Origin of the sequence: Thermobifida cellulosilytica TB100, assembly GCF_001517975.1 — a bacterium.
GTDB lineage: Bacteria > Actinomycetota > Actinomycetes > Streptosporangiales > Streptosporangiaceae > Thermobifida > Thermobifida cellulosilytica.
In genome coordinates this window covers 46,576-65,788 of the sequence record NZ_KQ950186.1, presented here as the reverse complement: position 1 = coordinate 65,788, position 19,213 = coordinate 46,576, and the positions used below count along the sequence as shown (strand labels likewise).

The following is a 19,213-nucleotide window of genomic DNA, read 5'->3' as shown; positions in this document are numbered from 1 at the left end:
CCGGGACGGGGTTCCCGCCCGGCCTTACGGCCGCCGCGCCCGCCCTCGGGGCCGGGCCGCGCCGGGCGAGCGCGGCAAGCGCCGCCGCGAGCAGCGGCAGCAGCAGGTAGAAGCTGACCTCGACGCACAGGCTCCAGATCTGGCCGAGGCCGCGCGGCCCGGTGCCGGTCCACCACGGGTGGGGGTCGTAGGTGAAGGTGAGGGTTAGGACCTCCAGCCAGGCGCGCGGGGAGCCGAGGTGCTCGCGCGACCACAGCAGCAGGGCGACCACCGCGACCAGCCAGTAGGCGGGGAGGATGCGCACGGCGCGCTGCCGCAGGTAGGCGCGGACCGACGGGCCGGGGGCGCCGTCGATCGCGGCGGCGGCCCAGGGCCGGTACAGCAGCAGGCCCGACAGCGCGAAGAACAGCGGCACCGCCATGTCGCCCCCGGCCAGGAGCGCGCCGACGGCCCCGGGGGCGAGGGCGTCCCCGGTCTCCGTGGCGACGTGGAAGACCAGCACGAGGAGCGCGGCGAGCGCGCGCATCCCGTCGAGCGCCGGCTGGTGGCCGCTGACCTGGGGGAGTCCGGCCGCGACGGTGCGGGAGGGTCCTGGTCCCACGTCTCCCTCCCCGGGTCGGAAACAGAATCGCATTACAAAAATTCGGTCACGCGGTGGTGACGCGGATCACTGCGAGTCCCTACGATACCGACGAACCTACTCGTCCGTAACGTTACCTCTCGGTAACCCACTCCCCCACAACAAGGCCCTGACCAGGAGGAGCCATGCGCCGTACCGTGGCCACCGTGTGTATCGCCTTCGGGGTCTTCTGCCTCGTGCTCGCCCCGCTGCTGCGGTACTGGGTGGCCGAGACCTTCATGAAGACCCCCTGGACTACTACTCGCAGACGGTGAACCGCAGCGAGGACGCCACCTACTTCAACGTCGAAGAGATGGAGGTGATCGAGGGCGCCACCGTCGAGGCCCACACCACCCTCAGGGCGGACGTGCGGGCCAGCACCGACGAGATCGTCGTCTGGGACGAGTTCCGCTGGGTCAAGGACGTCGACCGGGACTTCGGCATCCTCTCCACCACCCGGCACACCGCACACGACCGGGTCACCGGCGAGGCCGTCGACTGCTGCGGCTCCTCCGTCAACGAGGAGTCCACCCCCCAGAGCGGCCAGGCGTTCAAGTGGCCCTTCCTCGTCGAACAGCGCGACTACGAGTTCTTCGACTCCACCGTCCGCGAGGCCCTCCCCATCGCCTTCGAGGGCGTCGAGGAGGTCGACGGCCATCCCGGCGTCGAAGCGTACAAGTTCGTCCAGGTCGTCGAACCCACCGTGGTCGAGACCCGGGAGATCCCGCGCAGCCTGCTCGGCCTCGACGGCGAGGGCGACGTCACCGCCGACATCGTCTACTCCAACACCCGCACCTACTGGATCGACCCGATCACCGGCTCCCCCCTCGACCTGAGCGAGGAGCAGCGCCGGGTCGCCGTCGTCGACGGCGAGGAGCGGCTGGTCATGTTCGAGGCCACCATGGACTTCACCGACGAGACCGTGGCGGAGCGCGTCGAGTCGGCCGTCGACAGCGGCGAGAAGATCGTCCTCATCCGCTCCACCCTGCCCGTCGTGCTGCTCGCGGTAGGCGGCGGCGTCGTCCTGCTCGGCCTGCTGCTCTACCTGGCCCGCACCCGTCCCCCGGCGCACGCCCGCACCTGACCACCCCAGAGGGATCCCGCGCCACGTCCACCACGCGGGGCCCCAAGTCGGGACGCCCCGGCCCCCTACACCGCGGCCGGGGCGTCCCGCCGTCAACCCGCTGTCGCCGGAGGCCCGAGGAGCCTGCCGGTGGGGGCCCTCCCCGCGTGCGCGGAGAGCACCTGGAAACCGTCTGCGCCGCCTCGCGCCCCATCGGACCATCCCCGCGTGCGCGGGAAGCACCCTTGGCGACCTGGGACTTTACCAGCGGCCCGGGCGGTTTTCCTTCACTCGGGAAAACCTGGGCAAGCACCCCAGCCGTCGGCAACGCCCCCGCAGTCCCACAGTCCGCTCGTGTCCTGCCCGCTGCCCGAGATACCTGCTGGACCGCGGAACCGGCCCGAAGCTCTCCTGCCGCCGAACTCCACGGACGACCACCCGCACGGCCTTGACGATCATGGCCCCAGGGACAGAACAGACGCTTGCTCTGCCCCCAGGGCCATGGAAGACGGCGACGCGGTGCCGCAACTTCACGGCCCGGCCAGGGCTGTTGGAAGCGGTTCACTGTCCCCTCTGCTTCGGCCGCGAGGCGCGGCAGCCTTGAGCGCCGCTCCGGTACCTGAGGGACTGTCAGCTTCCCGTAACGCTTCACCACCCGGAAACCCGCCGCCCGGCAACCCCTCCCGCGCCCGAGGATCGGTCAAGGCTGCCGCGCCTCGCGTCCGAAGCAGACAGAAACTGTTGCTGCAACACAGCACCATCCCCACGCGCGTGGGGGAGCACCGACTGTTCTGCACAGCCTGCTGGAAGCCGCGCGGACCATCCCCACGTGCGTGGGGAGCACCCGCTCAAGCTGTACCTGGAGAAGACCAACAGCGGACCATCCCCACGTGCGTGGGGAGCACGGTGCATTTTTCCACCAGCCCGTTGTTGTAGTCGGACCATCCCCACGTGCGTGGGGAGCACCGCCACCTACGTAGTGAATGACTGGGGCGTCACGGACCATCCCCACGTGCGTGGGGAGCACCGGCCCCGGAGCGGATGCCCCCGCCCGGGGTTCGGACCATCCCCACGTGCGTGGGGAGCACCGGCCCCGGAGCGGATGCCCCCGCCCGGGGTTCGGACCATCCCCACGTGGGAGGGGACGGGGGTGGGGCGGTGTCCGGTCGGGGCATCGCCCTTCCGCATGTCACGGGCTAGGGCTGTGACATGCGCTGATGCGGTGGGGTGGCTGGCGTGGTGCTGCTGGTGTCGCATCCGTGGGCGCGGTTGGGCGTGGGTGCTCATCCTTCACGGGCCATACACGGGCCAGTGTGGGCCACTCACTGCTTTCGGTGGGCTGCGCCTGGTGGGTGGGGTCTCCTGGCCGGTACGTTCGGCGCTGCTCCGGCGCGGTGCTGGCTGTCCGGAGTCCTTCGGTGGGTGGTGCGGGCCTGCGGGTGCGGCGGGGAGGGTGTACGGATCTGGCCTCGGGAGCGCATCACGGCGGGAGGATCGGGGCCGTAAGCTGGCGCGGCGTTGGGCGGGGGCGTGCCCCTGCCCGCTGTTGTTCCGCCCTGGCCCCGATCCGTAGGGACCCGCCGTGAGGCGCGGACGTGGCCAGATCCGGGCACCCGACCGTTACCGGGGGCCAGTGATCGGGCCGTGCTCTTTATAGAACTGGTCTAGGAGCCGGTTGGTGCGTTGTTCGTCCAGGTGGGCGTGCAGCGGGTTGGAGCCGCGTTCGTCGTCCCACACCGCGATTCCGCCGTTGACGCGCTTGGTGCGGACCTTGCGGTTGATGAGTTTTCCAGCTCTGCGGCCGATGCGGCGTGACCGGGCTTCGTCCTCACCGGTGAGGATGACTGATCCTCGGGTCTTCAGTTCGTCGGCTACGCGCCGGGCGGTGGTTTCCTCGGCGGCGTCGCGTTCGCGGTCGCGGTGGTGGGCGTCGCGTGCGGCGGCTCTGGTGCTGGGCGCGGACTCGATCGCCCGGACGTTGTCGGCCATGCGGTGAGCCTACCGGGACGTTGCGCGGTTTCCGGTGGGGAGCGTCTTCCCGTGCGGGTCTGCCGCTTGGTGCGCGTGTGCGGCGGGGTGAGTGAAGCGCCCGGAAGGGCGGGCGGGTGCGCGGAGGCCAGCGCGTGAGCACGGCGCGCCAGCGCCGCGCGCAGCGCGCGGTGCGGCCGGGAGCGCACCGCGTCCGCCCGGGGTGTGTGCGAACGGAGCCGCCCCGGCCGCGCGGAGCGCGGCCGGGGCGGTCTTGACCTGGTAGGGAAAGTTCTCACACGATCGGACTTAAGGCGTGCGTGGACGCTTGCGGGTGACTTCGTCGGGGCGTGCGATGACGTTGCCGGACAGTCTGAGCATGGGCGGCAGGCCGGGCGAGTCGGTGTAGCCCATGACGGTGTAGGTGTGGGGGTTTCCGGCGCGCCACACCTGAGCACCGACGGGGTAGGCGTCGCGGAGTGCGGCCTGTTCCCGACTACGGGCGATGGCGGCCAGCGAGGCGGCCAGGGTGTGAATCTGGGCGGGGGAAAGTTCGGTGTTCTCGCGCCACACCCGGTGTCCGCTGACGCGGTAGGTGCGCGCCCGCTCGGGCGGGTTGGTGGTCACGGGGTCTCCTCCTCGTCGTTGAGCAGGTGCGGGGTGGCGTAGGTCCAGCGCTCACCGGTCTCCTGGTAGAGGCCGGAGGCTCCGCAGTGGGTGAGGAACAGGAACCGTTCGGTGCCGTAGTCCTGGACCAGGGATTCCAGGTGGGCTCGGGTGACGGTCAGTCCGTCCAGGGGACCGGCGTACAGGGTCACGAACTCGTCGGGCATGGGCGGCGGATACTCCAGGCGTGGCAAGGGTGTGGCCGGGGCCGGGGAAGGAAGAGCCCCGGCCACGTACGCGGGACCGCTACGGGAAGGGCCAGTAGCGGCAGGCCGGATCGCGCCGGGGCAGCGGGGGCCGGGGTTGGGCGCCCAGGATCTCGGCGAGTTCGGCGACGCTGGCGGCGCAGACCAGTACGGCTAGGCCGGTGTGCTGGAATCACGGTTTGAGTACGGCGGTGACCTCGGGTATCCCGGTGGCGTCGTGGAACTGGCAGATCTCGTAGTGCGGGAACGCGGTCCGGGCGCGGAGCACCTCAGCGGGGGGTGTGAGGGGGTACACGTTCACTCCCCCTCGGTTCCGTGCTGGCCGGTGGGCCACTGAAGAGCGAAGTAGACGCCGTCCTCCCAAGGGGCGAGAGTGCCCCACGTGGTGGCCAACTGCTCGACCAGGAACAGGCCGCGTCCGGATTCCGCGGTCGGTTTGGCCTCGACCACGTGCGGCACGGAGTACAGCAGGCGGGGCCGTCCGCTGCGGATCTCACCCCGGATGCCGCGCCGGTCGGTCTGGACGTGGACGGTGAAGGTCTGGCCGGGATCGCCGGAGCGGGTGTGGCGGATCGCGTTCGTGGCGAGTTCGGAGGTGATCAGCTCGGCCCGGTCGATCACCTCGTCGGAAACGGTGACCTCGGGGCAGGCACGCAGGGAAGCGGCCACGAACCGGCGGGCGGCGGCCACGCTGGTGGGGAGGCCGGGAAACGACGTGAACGCGACACTCACCGCTGCACCTCCGCCAGGAAGCGCAGCACATAGGGACGCACACGGGACACACGGCGCATCCCGGGCACGCGTCGGGAAGTAGGCTGGTTCATGAGTCACCACCTGGTTTGGTCAGGTTGGGGGCTAAGGCCCTGACCAGCGCTTGCACCGCTGGTCAGGGCCGTTTTGCTGTTCGGACACAGCAGATTCGCCAGTGATCGCGTCACTACTGCTGCCTGCTGCTAGTGTGCACGGCAACTCAAGATCTCGCAAGGATGATTATAGAAACCCGAAAATTAGCAACTTGCGAAAAGTTGGCGTCGTGCATTGGATCAGCGACACTGTTGATGTTCACGGTTGCTTCAGGAGGTGTTGGGTGGCAACGGCCAGTCCCACGGTCGCAAGGCGTGCCCTGGCAAAGCTGCTGCGTCACCGTCGTGAAGAGGCTGGCAAGACTGCTGCGCAGGCAGCCGACTACGTAGGGATGCACGCTGCCACCCTGAGCAGGGTTGAAAGCGCCACCACTCGGATTCAACCCGGCACCGCACAAGCCCTCATGCGGTACTACGGCGCATCAGAAGACGAGATCGCGGCAGTCTTTGAGCTAGCCCATGCAGCACGTCAACGGGGTTGGTGGCAGAAGTACAAGGACATCCCGGCCTGGCTGGATGCGTACATCGGTTTGGAGACCGACGCTGAGACTCTGAGAAGCTATGAGGTCGAACTGATCCACGGTCTACTACAGACTGAGGACTACGCTTTTGCGCTGGCCAAAGCCGGTATCGACGTCCCTTCCGATGACCTCGCACGACGCCATGCCTCACTGCGCATGGCGCGCCAGAAGAGGCTGATCGATGCTAAGCTGCACCTGCACGCGATCATGAGCGAAGCGGCTCTGTATCGAGAAGTAGGCGGTCCCCAAGTCATGCGGGACCAACTGCACCAGTTGAAGGTGCGGATGGCGCTTCCCAACGTAACCTGCCAAATCTTGCCCTTCGGCTCTGGGGCTCACGCATCAACAGCCGGAGCGTTCGCCATCCTGACCTTCCCACCCTCCCCACCTCCGGAAGTCGCCATCTCTGACGTGGTCTATGTGGAGTACGGCCTAGGGGCGCTCTACCTGGAGGACAGCTCAGACCTTCATCACTACCGCCAAATCTTCGACGACCTTAGCCGCCGTGCCCTCGACCCAGAAGAATCGGTAAAACTGGTCGAACGCGCACTTTCCGTATGAGCAGGAAGGTCCAGATGGAATCTCTCACGCTGTGGCGCAAGTCGTCCTACAGCACGAACACAGGAGCCTGTGTTGAGGTCGCAGAAACCGCACGTGCGGTGCTAGTGCGTGACACGCAGCATCGGGAGCTGGGACACCTGGCCTTCACACCCGGTGAGTGGGCTGCGTTCCTGGCCGAGGTCAGGGCGGGGCGGCTGTAGCTGGTCCGTGCTGGTTCTTCGCACCCCTGGGGCTTCTGCCTCGGGGGTGCTGTCATGTGTGGGGGTGGTAGGTGTCGGCGAGTCGGGTGGTGTCGGCGCGGTGGACGGTGCGGACTACGGCGATGGGGTGGCCGTGGGGGTCTAGGTGGGTTTCGTCCTGGATGAGGACGATGGCGGCGGTGGTGGTGGCTAGGGTGCTGGCTTCGCTGGGGGTGGGGCGGCGGGCGCTGGTGTGGGTGGTGATGGTGCGGAGTTGCCGGGTGTCTGTGGTCTGGGGCCGGTAGGTGGTGCGGAGTGCGACGGGTCCGGCGGGGTCGCTCAAAATGGTGCGCTCGGTGGTGACTGTTTCGGCTGGGTCGATGTCGAGCATGAGGGCGACGTCGGGCGGCGGGGACTCGGTGGTGGTGGTGTTGGTGGTAGGGGTGAGGTCTTCGTCTCCGGCGGTGGGGGCGTCGGTGGGGGCGAGTCGGCGGGCGGCGTGGGTGCGGCGGGCTCGGGGGGCTGCGGGGCGTCCGGCGGGGACGCTTTGCGGGGTGGCGTCTTCTCGGACGTAGGTGCCGTGGCCGATTCTGGTCACGGCTAGCCCTTGTTCGACTAGTTCGCGGATGGCGGCGCGGGCGGCGCGGTCTCCTAGACCGTAGGTGGCTCTGATCTGGGCGATTGATGGCAACTCGTCGCCGGGTTGATAGGTGCCGTCCAGGATGCGGGCGCGAAGATCAGCGACAGCGGCGGCATGTTTGTAGGGGCGGCGCATAGGCACCTCTCGGACCATCCCCACGTGCGTGGGGAGCACCTCAGCAAGGGATCGCCCAAGGAAGCGCTCGTCGGACCATCCCCACGTGCGTGGGGAGCACGCGTCGCGTTGTCAGGCGTACAGGTTCCCGGACGGACCATCCCCACGTGCGTGGGGAGCACGAGCTGCATCATGGGGTTGCCGTCCGACCAGAAGGACCATCCCCACGTGCGTGGGGAGCACCGGCCCGAGGCCGTCGCCAGCTATTTGGCGACCGGACCATCCCCACGTGCGTGGGGAGCACTTGAGCTGTTCGGGCGCCCCGATCGGCGTGTACGGACCATCCCCACGTGCGTGGGGAGCACGCCAACGGGTGGCATCCGCACTACCGTGCTCGGACCATCCCCACGTGCGTGGGGAGCACTTCCCCAATGGAATCGATCACGTGGCACTCGACGGACCATCCCCACGTGCGTGGGGAGCACGAACTCCAGCAGATCGGAGGGTGACCGTGGCGCGGACCATCCCCACGTGCGTGGGGAGCACTTAACCCGGGCCGCACCTGACCTCAGGCCGCGCGGACCATCCCCACGTGCGTGGGGAGCACCTGAGGGCCGCCACCATCAACGACGTCCACGACGGACCATCCCCACGTGCGTGGGGAGCACTGGTGGGCCAACCGGTCGCTGTCGTGGTAGGGCGGACCATCCCCACGTGCGTGGGGAGCACTGGGCCGACGGCGGGCTGGATTCCGCGGCCGCCGGACCATCCCCACGTGCGTGGGGAGCACGTCGAGTCGGGCCTGTCGGACGGCGGCTTCGGCGGACCATCCCCACGTGCGTGGGGAGCACAGTTCCAGTTCCAGCAGCCGCGGGAGGCGGTCCGGACCATCCCCACGTGCGTGGGGAGCACACGCGGCACGAACTGATGGTTTCCGGCGAGTGCGGACCATCCCCACGTGCGTGGGGAGCACAGCAGCCTCGACTGCCCGAGGAGTCGCGACTGCGGACCATCCCCACGTGCGTGGGGAGCACTCCCTGGGGGCCTGCCTACGCTGCCTCCGCGTCGGACCATCCCCACGTGCGTGGGGAGCACATCCTCACGGTCTGCTCCTGGGTGGTCGAGGCCGGACCATCCCCACGTGCGTGGGGAGCACCTCGGCGCCGAGTTCGTCGACGCGGGCCTGGGCGGACCATCCCCACGTGCGTGGGGAGCACGCTGTATGCAACACTGTGGGTTGCACTGTTCTCGGACCATCCCCACGTGCGTGGGGAGCACCACACCTCCAACGGGATGTACCGGGTCTGCTGCGGACCATCCCCACGTGCGTGGGGAGCACCCTCCGTCCCGACCGGCCGCGGCGGGCGGGGGCGGACCATCCCCACGTGCGTGGGGAGCACGCGGCCACCACCTGTTTCACGCCCTCGCCGAGAGGACCATCCCCACGTGCGTGGGGAGCACACGTAACCGCGAGAGGACAGGGCGTCCGCGTCCGGACCATCCCCACGTGCGTGGGGAGCACAGAAACTGACCTGCGGTTTCTCGGGGCGTTATCTTGCCGTGATCAACCTTGCAGGCGGTCTCAGTCCGCGCAGTCAGCTTAGACCAATTCTCGCGGAAGAACACTGCCGTTCCGGTTGGGTGGTCGAGTCCTGGAGGCGCGGGCAGGACGCCCCGGCTGGGGCGGTGTGGGCGCTGAACTGTCCGTCTGCTTCGGCCGCGAGGCGCGGCAGCCTTCACCGCCGCTCCGGTGCCTGAGGGGTTGTCGGCTTTCTGTAGCGCTGCACCCCAGGGAACTCGCCCCGGACGCTTGACCCCGGCATCCTCCCTGGCGCTTCACCGGCCGGGGTGTCTGCTGTCCGGTGTGCGCTCTCCAGCGTTTCGCCATCCGGGAACCGCCGCCCGGCCGCCCGGCGCACCTCTCTCCCCGGCGCTTTGCCTGCCAGGGCTCCTGCCGTCCGGCGCGCCCTGGAAGTTTCCCCGACGAGGTAGCGCCCTCGTGCACCTCCCAGGGACGGCTGCCGGGGTTGACGCCGTCTGAGGCGGGAGTGACAGAATGTCGTTCGGTATCCGCTATTGCGTGGATCACACCCGCGGGTCCGCGGCCGCATCCGGGAGCGCGGGGACCGTCCCGAACCGTTGTCGTGTGCCGCCGTGTCGCGGCCGTCAGGAGCTGCCCGTGAGTCTCGACGAGATCCGGAAGGACTGGACGACCCTGGGCGCTGTCGCCCCGCGGTGGGCGGTCTGTGTCGATCCCGCCAAGCGCCACGGCGGCTGGGGCGACGACGAGTTCCTGGCCTCGGGGCGGGCCGAGATCGACGCGGCGCTGGCGCGGCTGGCCGAGCTGGGGGTGGCGCACGGCCGGGAGCGGGCGCTGGACTTCGGGTGCGGTGCGGGGCGGCTGTCCAACGCGCTGGCCGCGCACTTCGACCGGGTGACGGGGGTGGACATCTCCGCGCCGATGCTGGAGGAGGCGCGGCGGCTGGACCGCAGCGGCGGGCGGATCGAGTACGTGCTCAACGACGCCCCGGACCTGGCGGTGCTGCCGGACGCCGCTTTCGACCTGGTCTACACCGACCTGGTACTGCAACACCTGCCGCCGCCGCTGGCCCGCGGCTACCTGGCGGAGTTCGCGCGGGTGCTGCGGCCGGGCGGGGCGCTGGTGGTGGGCATGCCCGCGACCGAGCGGCGCACGGTCAAGGGGATGGTGTTCCGCTACGCGCCGCACCGGGTGATCCGGTTCGTGCAGCGTTTCCTGCTGGGGTATCCGGCGCCGATGCGCATGCACACCCTGGCGCCGGAGCGGATGCGGGAGCTGCTGGGCGCGCACGGGGTCGAGGTGGTCTCGGCCGAGGAGTACCGGGGCGACGACCACGGCACGCACTGGGTGCACATGCGCTACTACGCGCGGCGCAGCGCTTCGGGGGGTGCGGCGTGACCCGGCCCGCCCCCGTCGGGGACGCGCCGTTCCGGGCGACCCTGGGCCGTTCGGTGCGGCTGTTCTCGGCGTTCCGCAAGGAGCAGACCGACCCCGACCTGTTCTACGGCACGCTGGCCCGCGACACGGTGGCGCAGTTGCGGCAGTACGCCGACCTGGAGGGCGCGGTCGTGGCCGACGTGGGCGGCGGTCCTGGCTACTTCGCGGACGCGCTGCGGGAGGCGGGGGCGCGCTGCCTGTGCGTGGACGCCGACGCGGGCGAGATGCGGCTGCGCGGGGGGCGGCTGCCCGACGGGGCGATCCTGGGCAGTGCGCTGGACCTGCCGTTGCGGGCCGGTTCGGTGGACGTGTGCTTCTCGTCGAACGTGCTGGAGCACGTGCCCGACCCGGTGCGGATGGCCGACGAGATGGTGCGGGTGACCCGGCCGGGGGGCGTGGTCTACCTGTCGTACACGCTGTGGCTGTCGCCGTGGGGCGGGCACGAGACGTCGCCGTGGCACTACCTGGGCGGGCGGTATGCGGCCCGCCGTTTCGCGCGCAGGCACGGGCGGCGGCCCAAGAACGACTTCGGTTCCACGATGTTCGCGGTGTCGGCGGCGCAGATGATCCGGTGGGCGCGGCGCACGCCGGACGCCTCGGTGGTGGCGGTCGTGCCGCGCTACCTGCCGCGGTGGGCCTATCCGGTGGTGCGGGTGCCGGTGCTGCGCGAGTTCGTCACCTGGAACCTGCTGATCGTGCTGCGCCGCCGCTGAGGCCGCCCAGGGCTGTCCGTGCCGCTCAGCGGGTGCGGGCGGCGCGGCGGACGAGGACCGTGCCGGCGGCGACCAGGGCCGCGCCGAGGGCGCCGAGCAGGAGGGGGAGCCGGCCGCGTACCGCGGTGAGCAGGCGGGCGCGTTCGCCCGCGTGGTGGGCGGCCGCGGCGGCCTGGCCGGTCTCCAGGCGCAGGTCGGCGTCGAGGAGCAGGGCCTCGTGGTCGCCGTCGGGGGTGCGCAGGGTCTCCCGGCGCTGTTCGGCGAGGTCGACGACCTGGCCGCTGACCGGTTCCACCCAGTAGGTGCGGGTCGCCTCCACCCAGCGTTCAGCGCGCACGGTGCCGCCGCCGTCGGCGTCGAGCGCGGAGGCGGGCACGTCGCGGAGGGAGCCGGGCACCCGGGTGGGCGGGAGGTGCTGGGTGTAGCGGTGCACGGTGAGTCCGGCGACCTGTTCGGTGCCGTCCATGCGGAGTTCGGGGGCCGCGCCCGTGTCGGGGGCGTGGAGGGGGAGTTCGGCGCCGGTGCTGCCGGGCGGCCACAGTCCCGCGAGCGCGCCGCCGGGGGCCGGGTCGGCGCCGCAGCAGTCGACGGTGCGGCCGGTGGCGCGGTCGACCACCAGGCGGTGTTCGTGGTGGTCGACCGGTCCCCGGTCGCTCTCGGTGGTGACGGTGACGGCCAGGACCAGCAGGCCGGGCTCGCCGGGCACGGGTGCGCCCAGCGTCTCGGTGCGGCGGACCAGCGGGACGTCCTCGCGGGTGCGCCAGTGGGCGGTGTCCAGGTAGGCGGCCTCGGGGTCGGTGAGGGTCCACGTCTGGTGCAGTGGGGCGGGCAGGAGGGCGAGCCTGGGGGCGGCGACCGCGGGCAGCAGGAGGGCGACGGTGGCGCAGAACGCGCCGAGCGCGGCGGTGAGCAGTCCTGCGGTGCGGGGCGGCACGGTGCGGGCGCCGCGCGGTCGTATGCCGGTGGGCTCCTGGGGCATCGGCGTCTCCGTCCCGGTGTCCGCGGGGGTCACGGCGTCGCCTCCGCGGTGTCGTCTCTGGGGCGGTCCGCGTCCGTGCGGGGGCGCTCCTGCCCGGCTGCTGCGGGTGCGCTGCGTCGGGGGCGGCGGGAGGGGTCGCCCAGGGCGAGTGCGGTGCCGACGAGGGCGGGCAGGCACAGCAGTTGTGCGACCCAGCCGCGCAGGGGGTCGGCGAGCGGCGCGGCGGCGGGGTGGGCGGCGAGTGCGCCGCCTGCGGCGGCGGCCAGGCCCGCGGCGGCCAGCGAGGCGGCGACCACCAGGCTCGGCGAGACCCGCCGGTTGCGCCGCTCCAGCAGGGAGGCGGTGAACAGGCCGACGAGGGCGGCCGCGCATCCGGCCCATCCGGCGTTCCACAGTCCCAGGAGGACGGCGGCGGCGCCCAGTACGGAGGGGGCGATGCGGCCGGGGCCTGCGGCGGCCAGTGCCGCGGCGCGGGCCGCGGAGGCGGTGCGGGGCAGCACGGCCAGCGCGGCCAGGACGGCGGCGACCAGTGCCGCGCCGGTGAGCAGCGCCGCGTGGTAGACGGTGTCGGGCTCGTAGGTGAGGACCACGGTGCCCGAGGTGCCCGCGGGCAGCAGCCACGCCTGTTTCCAGCCGTCCAGGCGGACCGGGGTGAGCTCGGTGCCGGAGTCGGCGAGGCGGGCCGTCCAGCCCTCGTTGAAGTTCTCGGTGACGACGAGGTAGGAGTCGGTGTCGGCGGCCACGGTGACGCGGCGTTCGCTGCGGCCCCATCCCTCGATCTCGGCGGGCCGGGCGCGCACCGGCTCCTCGTCGGCGGGGTCGGCGTCGTGGACGGCGACCGTGCCGAGGCGGTAGTGAGGGCTCTCCTGCACGGTGATCCGGTTGGCGCCCTCCCGCAGGGGCACGTCGGTGCAGCTGGCGAACGGCAGGGGGGCGGCCCTCTGCCTGGTCGCGGAGGGTGCCGCCGGTGATGCGGGTCTCCACGGCGGTGCCGTTGACCAACAGCCGCGGCCCCTGGCCGCAGGCGGTGGCGGCGTCGGTGTCGGGGACGGGGCCGAGCGTCCTGACGCCGGGCAGGTCGATCTCGGCGATCTCCAGCGGCTGGTCGCGGGGCGGGTCGAAGGTGATGCGCAGCGTCCTGGTGCGCAGTTCGGCGAAGGTGAGGCGGCCGCTGCTGCCGATGAGTCCCTCGCGGACCGTCTTTCCGGTGTCGAGCACGACGCGGACGGGGCGGGTGACGGTGTCGCCGCGCGGGAACTCCACCGTCATCTCGGAGAGGGTGACGCGCTTGCCGAAGTCGACGTCGAGGGAGGGGCGGTCCTCGGCGGGGTCGGGGTACCAGACGGTGGCGTCGTCGCCGTCGAAGGCGGCGCGGCCCATCGCCGCGGGGTGGTCGACGGAGGTGGAGGAGGAGGTGACCTTCGGGTAGCCGCCGGCGCGGTTGGCGGCGCGCTCCACGCGCTGCGGGTCGGCGACGGTGACCTGTCCGGTGACGGCGTGGTCGCCCGCGGCGGCGTCGGCGGAGAGGGTGACGGTCCGGTCGAGGCTGCGGGCGTCCTCGCCCTGTGCGGCGAGGTCGGGGTGGCAGGTCCACACCCGGGAGCCGCGCATGCAGCCGGGGAGTGCTCCGGCCGAGCCGGTGAACAGCAGGGTGCCGGTGTCGGCGGGGCCGGGCACGGTGAGGACGCGCTCGGCGTGCAGGCCGGGGACGGCGAGGGCGACGATGCCGACGCGGGTGCCGAACGGGTGGGCGGGCTGCCAGGCGAGTGCGTCGACGCGGACGCGCAGCCTGCTGGTCCTGCCCTCGGGGACGGCCAGTTCCTGGGCTCCGGTGAAGGGGTCGAGCTCCGTCTGGGCGCTGCCGTGGTCGGTGGTGACGGTGACCTTGGACGGTGGCGGGGTGTCGGGCAGCCGTTCGAAGGTGACGGTGGTGCCGGTGACGTCGCGGGGTTCGGTGAAGACGACCTCCAGCCACTCGCCGACGGCGCCGTCGGCGCTGCTGGAGCGCCAGGAGGTGGCGGCCGAGCCGTCCAGGGCGGCGTAGGGGGTGCGTCCGGGGTTGCGGCGGGCGGGGACGGCGAGCGCGCCGGACTCGGCGGAGGAGGCGGTGACCGCGGCGATCCCGTCGTGGCGGACGGTGGCGGTGTAGGGCTGCCAGGCGGGGTCGACGACGTCGGGGGCGGGCACGTCGCGGCTGTAGTCCTCGTCGGCGGTGAGGGTGGCCGAGGTGTTGCGGCGCACGTCGGGGTAGACGACCTCGACGCGGCGCAGGGTGTCGGCGGTGACGGTGCGTGCGGCGGGCACCCGGTCGGCTCCGGGGTCGTCGCCGACGAGGACCGGGCGGTCGTCGGTGAGCAGGCCGTGCTCGGCCATCGCCAGGAGGGCTTCGGGGCCTCCGGTGACGCGCAGCGCGGTGTCGGCGGGCACGACGCCGGCCAGCGGCGCGGTGTCGGCGACCCGGTAGACGTCGAGGGCCCGGTAGGGCTGGTCGTACCAGCGGGCGGCGGGCAGCGCCTCCAGGCTGCCCATGACGGGGCCGAAGGAGCGGACGTAGTCGATGCCGGGCGAGTCGGCGAGCGCCTGGTGGACGCGGGCGGGCCAGCCGCCGTTGTTGCCCTCGCGTTGCAGGTCGTTGCGGACCAGCAGGTAGCGCACGCCCATGCGGGCCAGGGCTGCGGCCAGGCCCGGGGAGCCCTGTCCGGCGGAGAGGCGCTGGTCGACGGCGTGGGTGAGGCGGGAGACTCCGGCCGAGCCCCACGGGATGATCTGCTGGTTGGTCCACGGGCCGGTCATCAGCGGCTGCATGGGCTCGTCCATGGGGCGGCCCCACAGGTACTCGCCGCGCGCGGAGCCGGGTACGGCCATCGTGGTGCGGCCGCCGCTGCGGTCGTCCAGCCAGGCGGTGGCCTGGTACCAGTAGTCGGGGATCTCGGTGAAGGAGCCGCGGGTGGCGGCGCCGACGGTGGCCAGCGGGGTGAGGGTGGCCAGGACCGCGAGCGTGCAGGCTGCGGCGGTCAGTCGTTCGGGGGCGGGCAGGCGCGGCCGGGCGCCGAGGAGGGGGTGGCGGGCGGCGGCTGCGGGGAGGTGGGCCAGGCCGAGCGCGACGGGCAGGCGGATCAGCACGTCGAACTTGTGGACGTTGCGGAACGGGCTGAGGGCGCCGTCGAGCAGGTCCTGCACGAGGGGGCCGGGCAGGCCGCCGAGCGGGCCGGTGTACCCGGCGGCGACGACCGCGGTTCCGGCGAGCACGCTGAGGCCGAGGAAGAGGCGTTCGGGGTTGCGGCGGTGCACGGCCCCGGCCAGGCCGAGGGCTGCGACGAGGGCGGTGGCCAGCACCAGCCAGGGGGTGGTGGCCACCGCGCTGCCGGCGGGCAGCGCCGAGCTGCCGGGGACGTAGCCCATCCAGTTGGAGGCGCCGCGCACCGTGTTGAGCAGGGAGGTGACGCTGGTGGTGGTGGCCGCGTCCTCGGTGAAGGGCATGAACGAGAACACGTAGCGGCCCATGACGAGCAGCGGGGCCAGCCACCAGAAGGAGACGAGCCCGATCGCGGCCGGCCACCAGGCCAGCAGGGTCCGTTTGCGCCGTCCGGGGGCGCGGGTGAGCAGGTAGAGCAGGGGGACGGTGAGCACCGCCAGTTCGGAGGCGGCGTTGGTGCCGCCGCACAGCAGGAACGCCGCGGCCGACAGCAGTGCGGCGCGGCGGGGGTCGGCGCCGGGCCGGGTGCCGTGGATCAGGGGGAGCAGCACCCACGGCAGCAGCAGGGTCGGCTGGAGTTCGGCGGAGTTGTACGACAGCAGGGTGAGGGCGCGCGGGGACAGCGCGAACGCGATCCCCGCGACGACCTGGGCGGGCAGCGAGCCGATGCGCAGGGCGCGGGCCACGGCGACGGTTCCGGTGAACGCCGCGCACAGCAGTGCGGCCAGCCACAGCCGCTGCACCACCCACTCGGGGACGCCCGCGCCGACGAGCAGGGCGTGGAAGGGGCCGTTGGGGAAGAGGTAGCCGTACGCCTGGTTCTGTAGTTGGCCGAAGTAGGACGGGTCCCACAGGTACAGCGCCCGGTAGAGGAAGCCGAGCGGGTTGACGGTGAGGTCGAGTTTGGTGTCGCCGAGGATCCGCGCGGGGTCGGTGCTACAGGCGAGGGCGGCCAGCAGCAGGCAGACCGCGAGGAGGGTGAGCCTGCGGACGAGCGTCTCGTCGCGGACGGGGGCGGGCGGGGTCAACGGCGGCGTCCCCGCCTTCCGGCCGTGCGGGCCAGTTCGTCGGCGAGCAGTCGGGTCATGGCGCGGCCGCTGCTCTCCCAGGTGAAGCGGGCGGCCCACTCGCGGCAGGCGCGGCGGATCTCGGCGGCGCGCACCGGGTCGGCGAGTTCGTCGAGGGCGCGGGCGATCACCTCGGTGAGGGTCTCGCCGTCGCGGACCAGCCAGCCGGTCCGGCCGTGGCGCACCGAGTCGCGCAGGTCGTCCACGTCGTAGGCGACGGTGGGCACGCCGTGGGCTGCGGCTTCGATGACGGTGAGCCCCCAGCCCTCGAACTGGGAGGCGGTGACGTGCAGGGTCGCGCCGGCCAGGACCGCGTTCTTGTCCTCTTCGGGCAGGAAGCCGTGCAGGTGGACGACGCCGTGCAGGCCGTGGTGGTCGATGCGCTCGGCCAGGGGGTGCTCTCGGGGCCGCGGCCGACGACGTGGACGCGCAGGCCGGGGTGGCGGGTGCGCAGTTCGGCGGCGGCGTCGACGATGCGGGTGACGCGTTTCTGCACCACGAGGCGGCCCAGGGAGACGATCGCGGGGTCGCCGAGGTCGGGCCGGGCGGGCGGCGACGCCGGCTGTCCGGGGCCGCCGTTGTGGATGACGGTGATGGGGGCGCGCCAGCGCAGTTTCTCCCGCATGGCGCGGCGGGAGGACTCCGAGACGGTGACGGTGGGGCAGGAGGCGTAGACGCGGCTGGCGACGCGGCTTTCGACGAAGCGGCCCAGCCAGGCCAGCGGTCGGCTGAAGTAGGCGTTGAACTGGAGGTCGTGGACGTGGTGGACGATGCTGACGACCGGGGTGCGGCGGGGCAGCACGAGCCGGGAGAAGAACGGGATGCCGTTCATGCAGTCGAAGGCGGCGTGCAGGCGGCGGCGCCGCAGCAGGAGCCACAGCATGACCAGAGGGTAGACGGTGAAGGGGCCGCCCATGCGGCGGACGGCGATGCCGTCGCGGGTCTCGGCGCGGGGCTGGCCGCGTTCCCTGCTGGTCACGAACACCACGTCGGCGCCGCGGTCGGCCAGGTGGCGGCTGATCTGCCAGGCGTAGGTCTCGGCGCCTCCGGCGACGCTCTGCCAGGGGTCGCGCCAGTTGATCATGGCGACGCGGACGCCGTCGAGGCGGGGTTCGGGGTCGTGCGGGGCGGGGGCCGGTCCGGCGCCGGGTGCGGGCGGTCGCCGGGTGCCGGTGGGGACGGGGCGGGCCGCGGACCGGGCCGCTACCGGGTCCGCGGGACAGGGGTGCGGGTCGGGGTCCCGGTGGAGTCGGGGGAGCGGGGTTGGTTGGGTCACCACGGTGCTCTTCTGCTTTCCGCGAGCGCTCGTCTGGGGAGACCGGACTTTCGACGACGCAGTGCAGTACCTCGTGTGCGGAGAGTGGCAACCTTGGGGGTCGCCGAAGAGGCGCACTGACCGCGTCGGCGGTCCGGGGGAGGGGGATGTGCGCCGCTCTACAGCGGGAGTCCGGGAGCGGGTCGTGGTCGGCGGGCCGTCCGGGGGCGGGGTCGCCGGGACGACGGGCGCCGTCCCGGTCGGCCGTCGGCTTTCCGGGGCCGCCCGCCGGGGCACGTGCTACCGGTCGCCGTAGTTGTAGAGCGTCTCGTCGACCGGTTCGACGGAGGTGGCGGAGGTCGTCGCGACAGTGGTCACCGTGAAGGTCGCGGCCACGGCGAGGGCCGCGCCAACGGCACACGCGGCCAGGATTCTGATCACGGGGGTTTCTCCTTCCTCGACGCCTGACGCCGTTGGAGGGCGTGCGGACATGGGCAAGAGTAGAATCCAATTCGGCGCTTGACCAGAGCCCGAAACCCCGCATCGTGCCTGATCGGACCGTTTTCGGACGCCCGATCCCCTAGTTACCCTGCGGTTACGTACTATTCGGTAACTTTCAGGAGAAGAAGTAGCGGGCCGTCGTGGACCACCGCGAAACCGGGTCCGGCGAACGCCGGTTCGGCCCCCTCCGGAAGGTTGGCGCGGTCGACGAGGACGTAGCGCACCCCCGCCTCCGCGAGCCGCTCCGCCAGGCCGGGTGAGGGGGTCGGCAGCGCGTCCGCGCCCATGAGCGGGGCGACGCGCCGGGCGGAGGGGTCCTCCCCCTCGGCCACGAGCACCCGGTCGCCGTCGCGCACCCGCAGCGCGTCGTTCCACACCACCGGGCGGTCGAACAGCTTGGTCGCCGGGTCCAGCACCACCGTCACCTCCCCGCCGCCCCGCGGGAAGCCGCGGTAGGCGCTCCACGGCAGCGACAGCAGCGCCCCCTCGACCGGGTCGGCGTTGACCAGTTGCTGCACCCGCGTCCACTCCCCCGGGTACTCGACCGGCCGCAGCGCCCCCCACGCGCCCCAGGCCAGCCCCGGCAGCAGCACCAGCGGCGCCGCCAGCGCGCACGCCCCGGCGACCGCCCCCGCCGCCCGGTACCGCGCGGGGGCCTCCCCCCGCGCCCCGGCCAGCCACCGCACGGCGCCCGCCACCCCCACGGCCTGCAACAGCGCCAGCGGCGCCAGGTACAGGTGGCCGTCGCGCAGCGGACCGAAGCCCGGCCACAGGCCGATCAGCGCGCGCAGCAGCGCGCGCCCCGGCTCCACCGTCCCCGCCAGCGCCACCGCCGCGCCCAGCACCGCCGACACGGTCAGCCCGACCGCCCAGTCCGGCCGCGGGCGGCGGGCCAGCAGCCAGCCCCATCCGGCGAGCGCGGCCAGCGACAGCAGCAGCCGCCCCACCGCGCCCGCCGGTTCGGCGAAGCCGGGCGGCACCGCCCGGGCGTTCCAGATGCCGCCCAGGCTGAGCAGCGAGGCCGCGGTGCCCAGCGGGGTGTCGGCGCGCGCCGCGAACAGGTCCACCGCGGCCGGGTCGGTCCCGGCGCTGCTGGCCAGGGCGGGGAGCAGCCACGGCAGCGCC

12 protein-coding genes, 5 pseudogenes and 2 CRISPR repeat arrays are annotated in these 19,213 nt (G+C 72.4%); of the genes and pseudogenes, 5 read left to right on the top strand and 12 right to left on the bottom strand.

From position 1 onward, the window contains the following. A partial coding sequence (locus tag AC529_RS17050; protein WP_232306798.1) for an acyltransferase family protein occupies positions 1-601 on the bottom strand: 601 nt, incomplete at its 3' end. Between the two features lie 164 nt (positions 602-765). Here AC529_RS17050 and AC529_RS17045 point away from each other — a divergent pair. Then, positions 766-1,703 (top strand): annotated as a pseudogene (locus AC529_RS17045) (DUF3068 domain-containing protein). Between the two features lie 794 nt (positions 1,704-2,497). Further along, positions 2,498-2,770: a CRISPR direct-repeat array (repeat unit 29 nt; unit sequence CGGACCATCCCCACGTGCGTGGGGAGCAC). A 532-nt stretch (positions 2,771-3,302) separates the two neighbouring features. On the opposite strand, the gene AC529_RS17040 reads toward AC529_RS17045, so the two are convergent. The 5 genes from AC529_RS17040 to AC529_RS17025 form a co-directional block, all read right to left on the bottom strand. Continuing rightward, entirely contained in the window at positions 3,303-3,671 is a 369-nt protein-coding gene (locus AC529_RS17040; protein WP_068758371.1) for a hypothetical protein, read from the bottom strand. Positions 3,672-3,959: 288 nt separating this feature from the next. Continuing rightward, positions 3,960-4,277: a hypothetical protein gene (locus AC529_RS17035; protein ID WP_068758370.1), complete on the bottom strand. Its 318-nt coding sequence runs from the start codon at positions 4,275-4,277 to the stop codon at positions 3,960-3,962. Then, on the bottom strand, positions 4,274-4,483 hold the full coding sequence (locus AC529_RS17030; protein WP_068758369.1) for a hypothetical protein: 210 nt from the start codon (positions 4,481-4,483) through the stop codon (positions 4,274-4,276). Before AC529_RS17030 ends, AC529_RS17035 begins: the two co-directional genes overlap by 4 nt. Before the next feature lie 211 nt (positions 4,484-4,694). Next, positions 4,695-4,817 (bottom strand): hypothetical protein, encoded by a 123-nt coding sequence (locus AC529_RS21200; RefSeq protein ID WP_269745554.1) that lies wholly within the window; start codon positions 4,815-4,817, stop codon positions 4,695-4,697. 2 nt (positions 4,818-4,819) lie between these two features. Further along, on the bottom strand, positions 4,820-5,254 hold the full coding sequence (locus AC529_RS17025) for an ATP-binding protein (RefSeq protein ID WP_068758368.1): 435 nt from the start codon (positions 5,252-5,254) through the stop codon (positions 4,820-4,822). Positions 5,255-5,609: 355 nt separating this feature from the next. Here AC529_RS17025 and AC529_RS17020 point away from each other — a divergent pair, with 355 nt between their 5' ends. Together AC529_RS17020 and AC529_RS17015 are read left to right on the top strand one after the other, a co-directional pair. Next, positions 5,610-6,467, top strand: a complete 858-nt coding sequence (locus tag AC529_RS17020; protein WP_083948379.1) for a helix-turn-helix domain-containing protein — start codon at positions 5,610-5,612, stop codon at positions 6,465-6,467. Then, entirely contained in the window at positions 6,464-6,667 is a 204-nt protein-coding gene (locus AC529_RS17015) for a DUF397 domain-containing protein (RefSeq protein ID WP_332307072.1), read from the top strand. The genes AC529_RS17020 and AC529_RS17015 overlap by 4 nt, the downstream gene beginning before the upstream one ends. Positions 6,668-6,719: 52 nt before the next feature. Here AC529_RS17015 and AC529_RS21195 read toward each other — a convergent pair whose 3' ends face one another. Continuing rightward, entirely contained in the window at positions 6,720-7,421 is a 702-nt protein-coding gene (locus AC529_RS21195; RefSeq protein ID WP_083948377.1) for a winged helix-turn-helix domain-containing protein, read from the bottom strand. Positions 7,422-7,431: 10 nt separating this feature from the next. Then, positions 7,432-8,922: a CRISPR direct-repeat array (repeat unit 29 nt; unit sequence CGGACCATCCCCACGTGCGTGGGGAGCAC). A gap of 657 nt (positions 8,923-9,579) precedes the next feature. Between AC529_RS21195 and AC529_RS17005 the strand changes: the two genes are divergently transcribed. Together AC529_RS17005 and AC529_RS17000 are read left to right on the top strand one after the other, a co-directional pair. Next, positions 9,580-10,338, top strand: coding sequence for a class I SAM-dependent methyltransferase (locus AC529_RS17005; RefSeq protein WP_332307071.1), 759 nt, complete (start codon positions 9,580-9,582; stop codon positions 10,336-10,338). Next, positions 10,335-11,090, top strand: coding sequence for a class I SAM-dependent methyltransferase (locus AC529_RS17000; RefSeq protein ID WP_068758365.1), 756 nt, complete (start codon positions 10,335-10,337; stop codon positions 11,088-11,090). Before AC529_RS17005 ends, AC529_RS17000 begins: the two co-directional genes overlap by 4 nt. A 25-nt stretch (positions 11,091-11,115) precedes the next feature. Here the strand turns inward: AC529_RS17000 and AC529_RS21390 are convergent. From AC529_RS21390 to AC529_RS16980, 5 genes and pseudogenes are all read right to left on the bottom strand, one after another. Then, positions 11,116-11,994 (bottom strand): annotated as a pseudogene (locus AC529_RS21390) (porin PorA family protein); the annotation flags it as partial. A 104-nt stretch (positions 11,995-12,098) separates the two neighbouring features. Continuing rightward, positions 12,099-16,293: pseudogene (locus tag AC529_RS16990) on the bottom strand (alpha-(1->3)-arabinofuranosyltransferase domain-containing protein). Further along, positions 16,290-17,416 (bottom strand): annotated as a pseudogene (locus AC529_RS16985) (glycosyltransferase family 4 protein). Before AC529_RS16985 ends, AC529_RS16990 begins: the two co-directional pseudogenes overlap by 4 nt. Before the next feature lie 471 nt (positions 17,417-17,887). Further along, positions 17,888-18,028 carry a hypothetical protein gene (locus tag AC529_RS20200; RefSeq protein ID WP_157080248.1) on the bottom strand — a complete coding sequence of 47 codons (141 nt, stop codon included), beginning with the start codon at positions 18,026-18,028 and terminating at the stop codon, positions 17,888-17,890. A 161-nt stretch (positions 18,029-18,189) separates the two neighbouring features. Next, a pseudogene (locus tag AC529_RS16980) lies at positions 18,190-19,213 on the bottom strand (hypothetical protein); the annotation flags it as partial.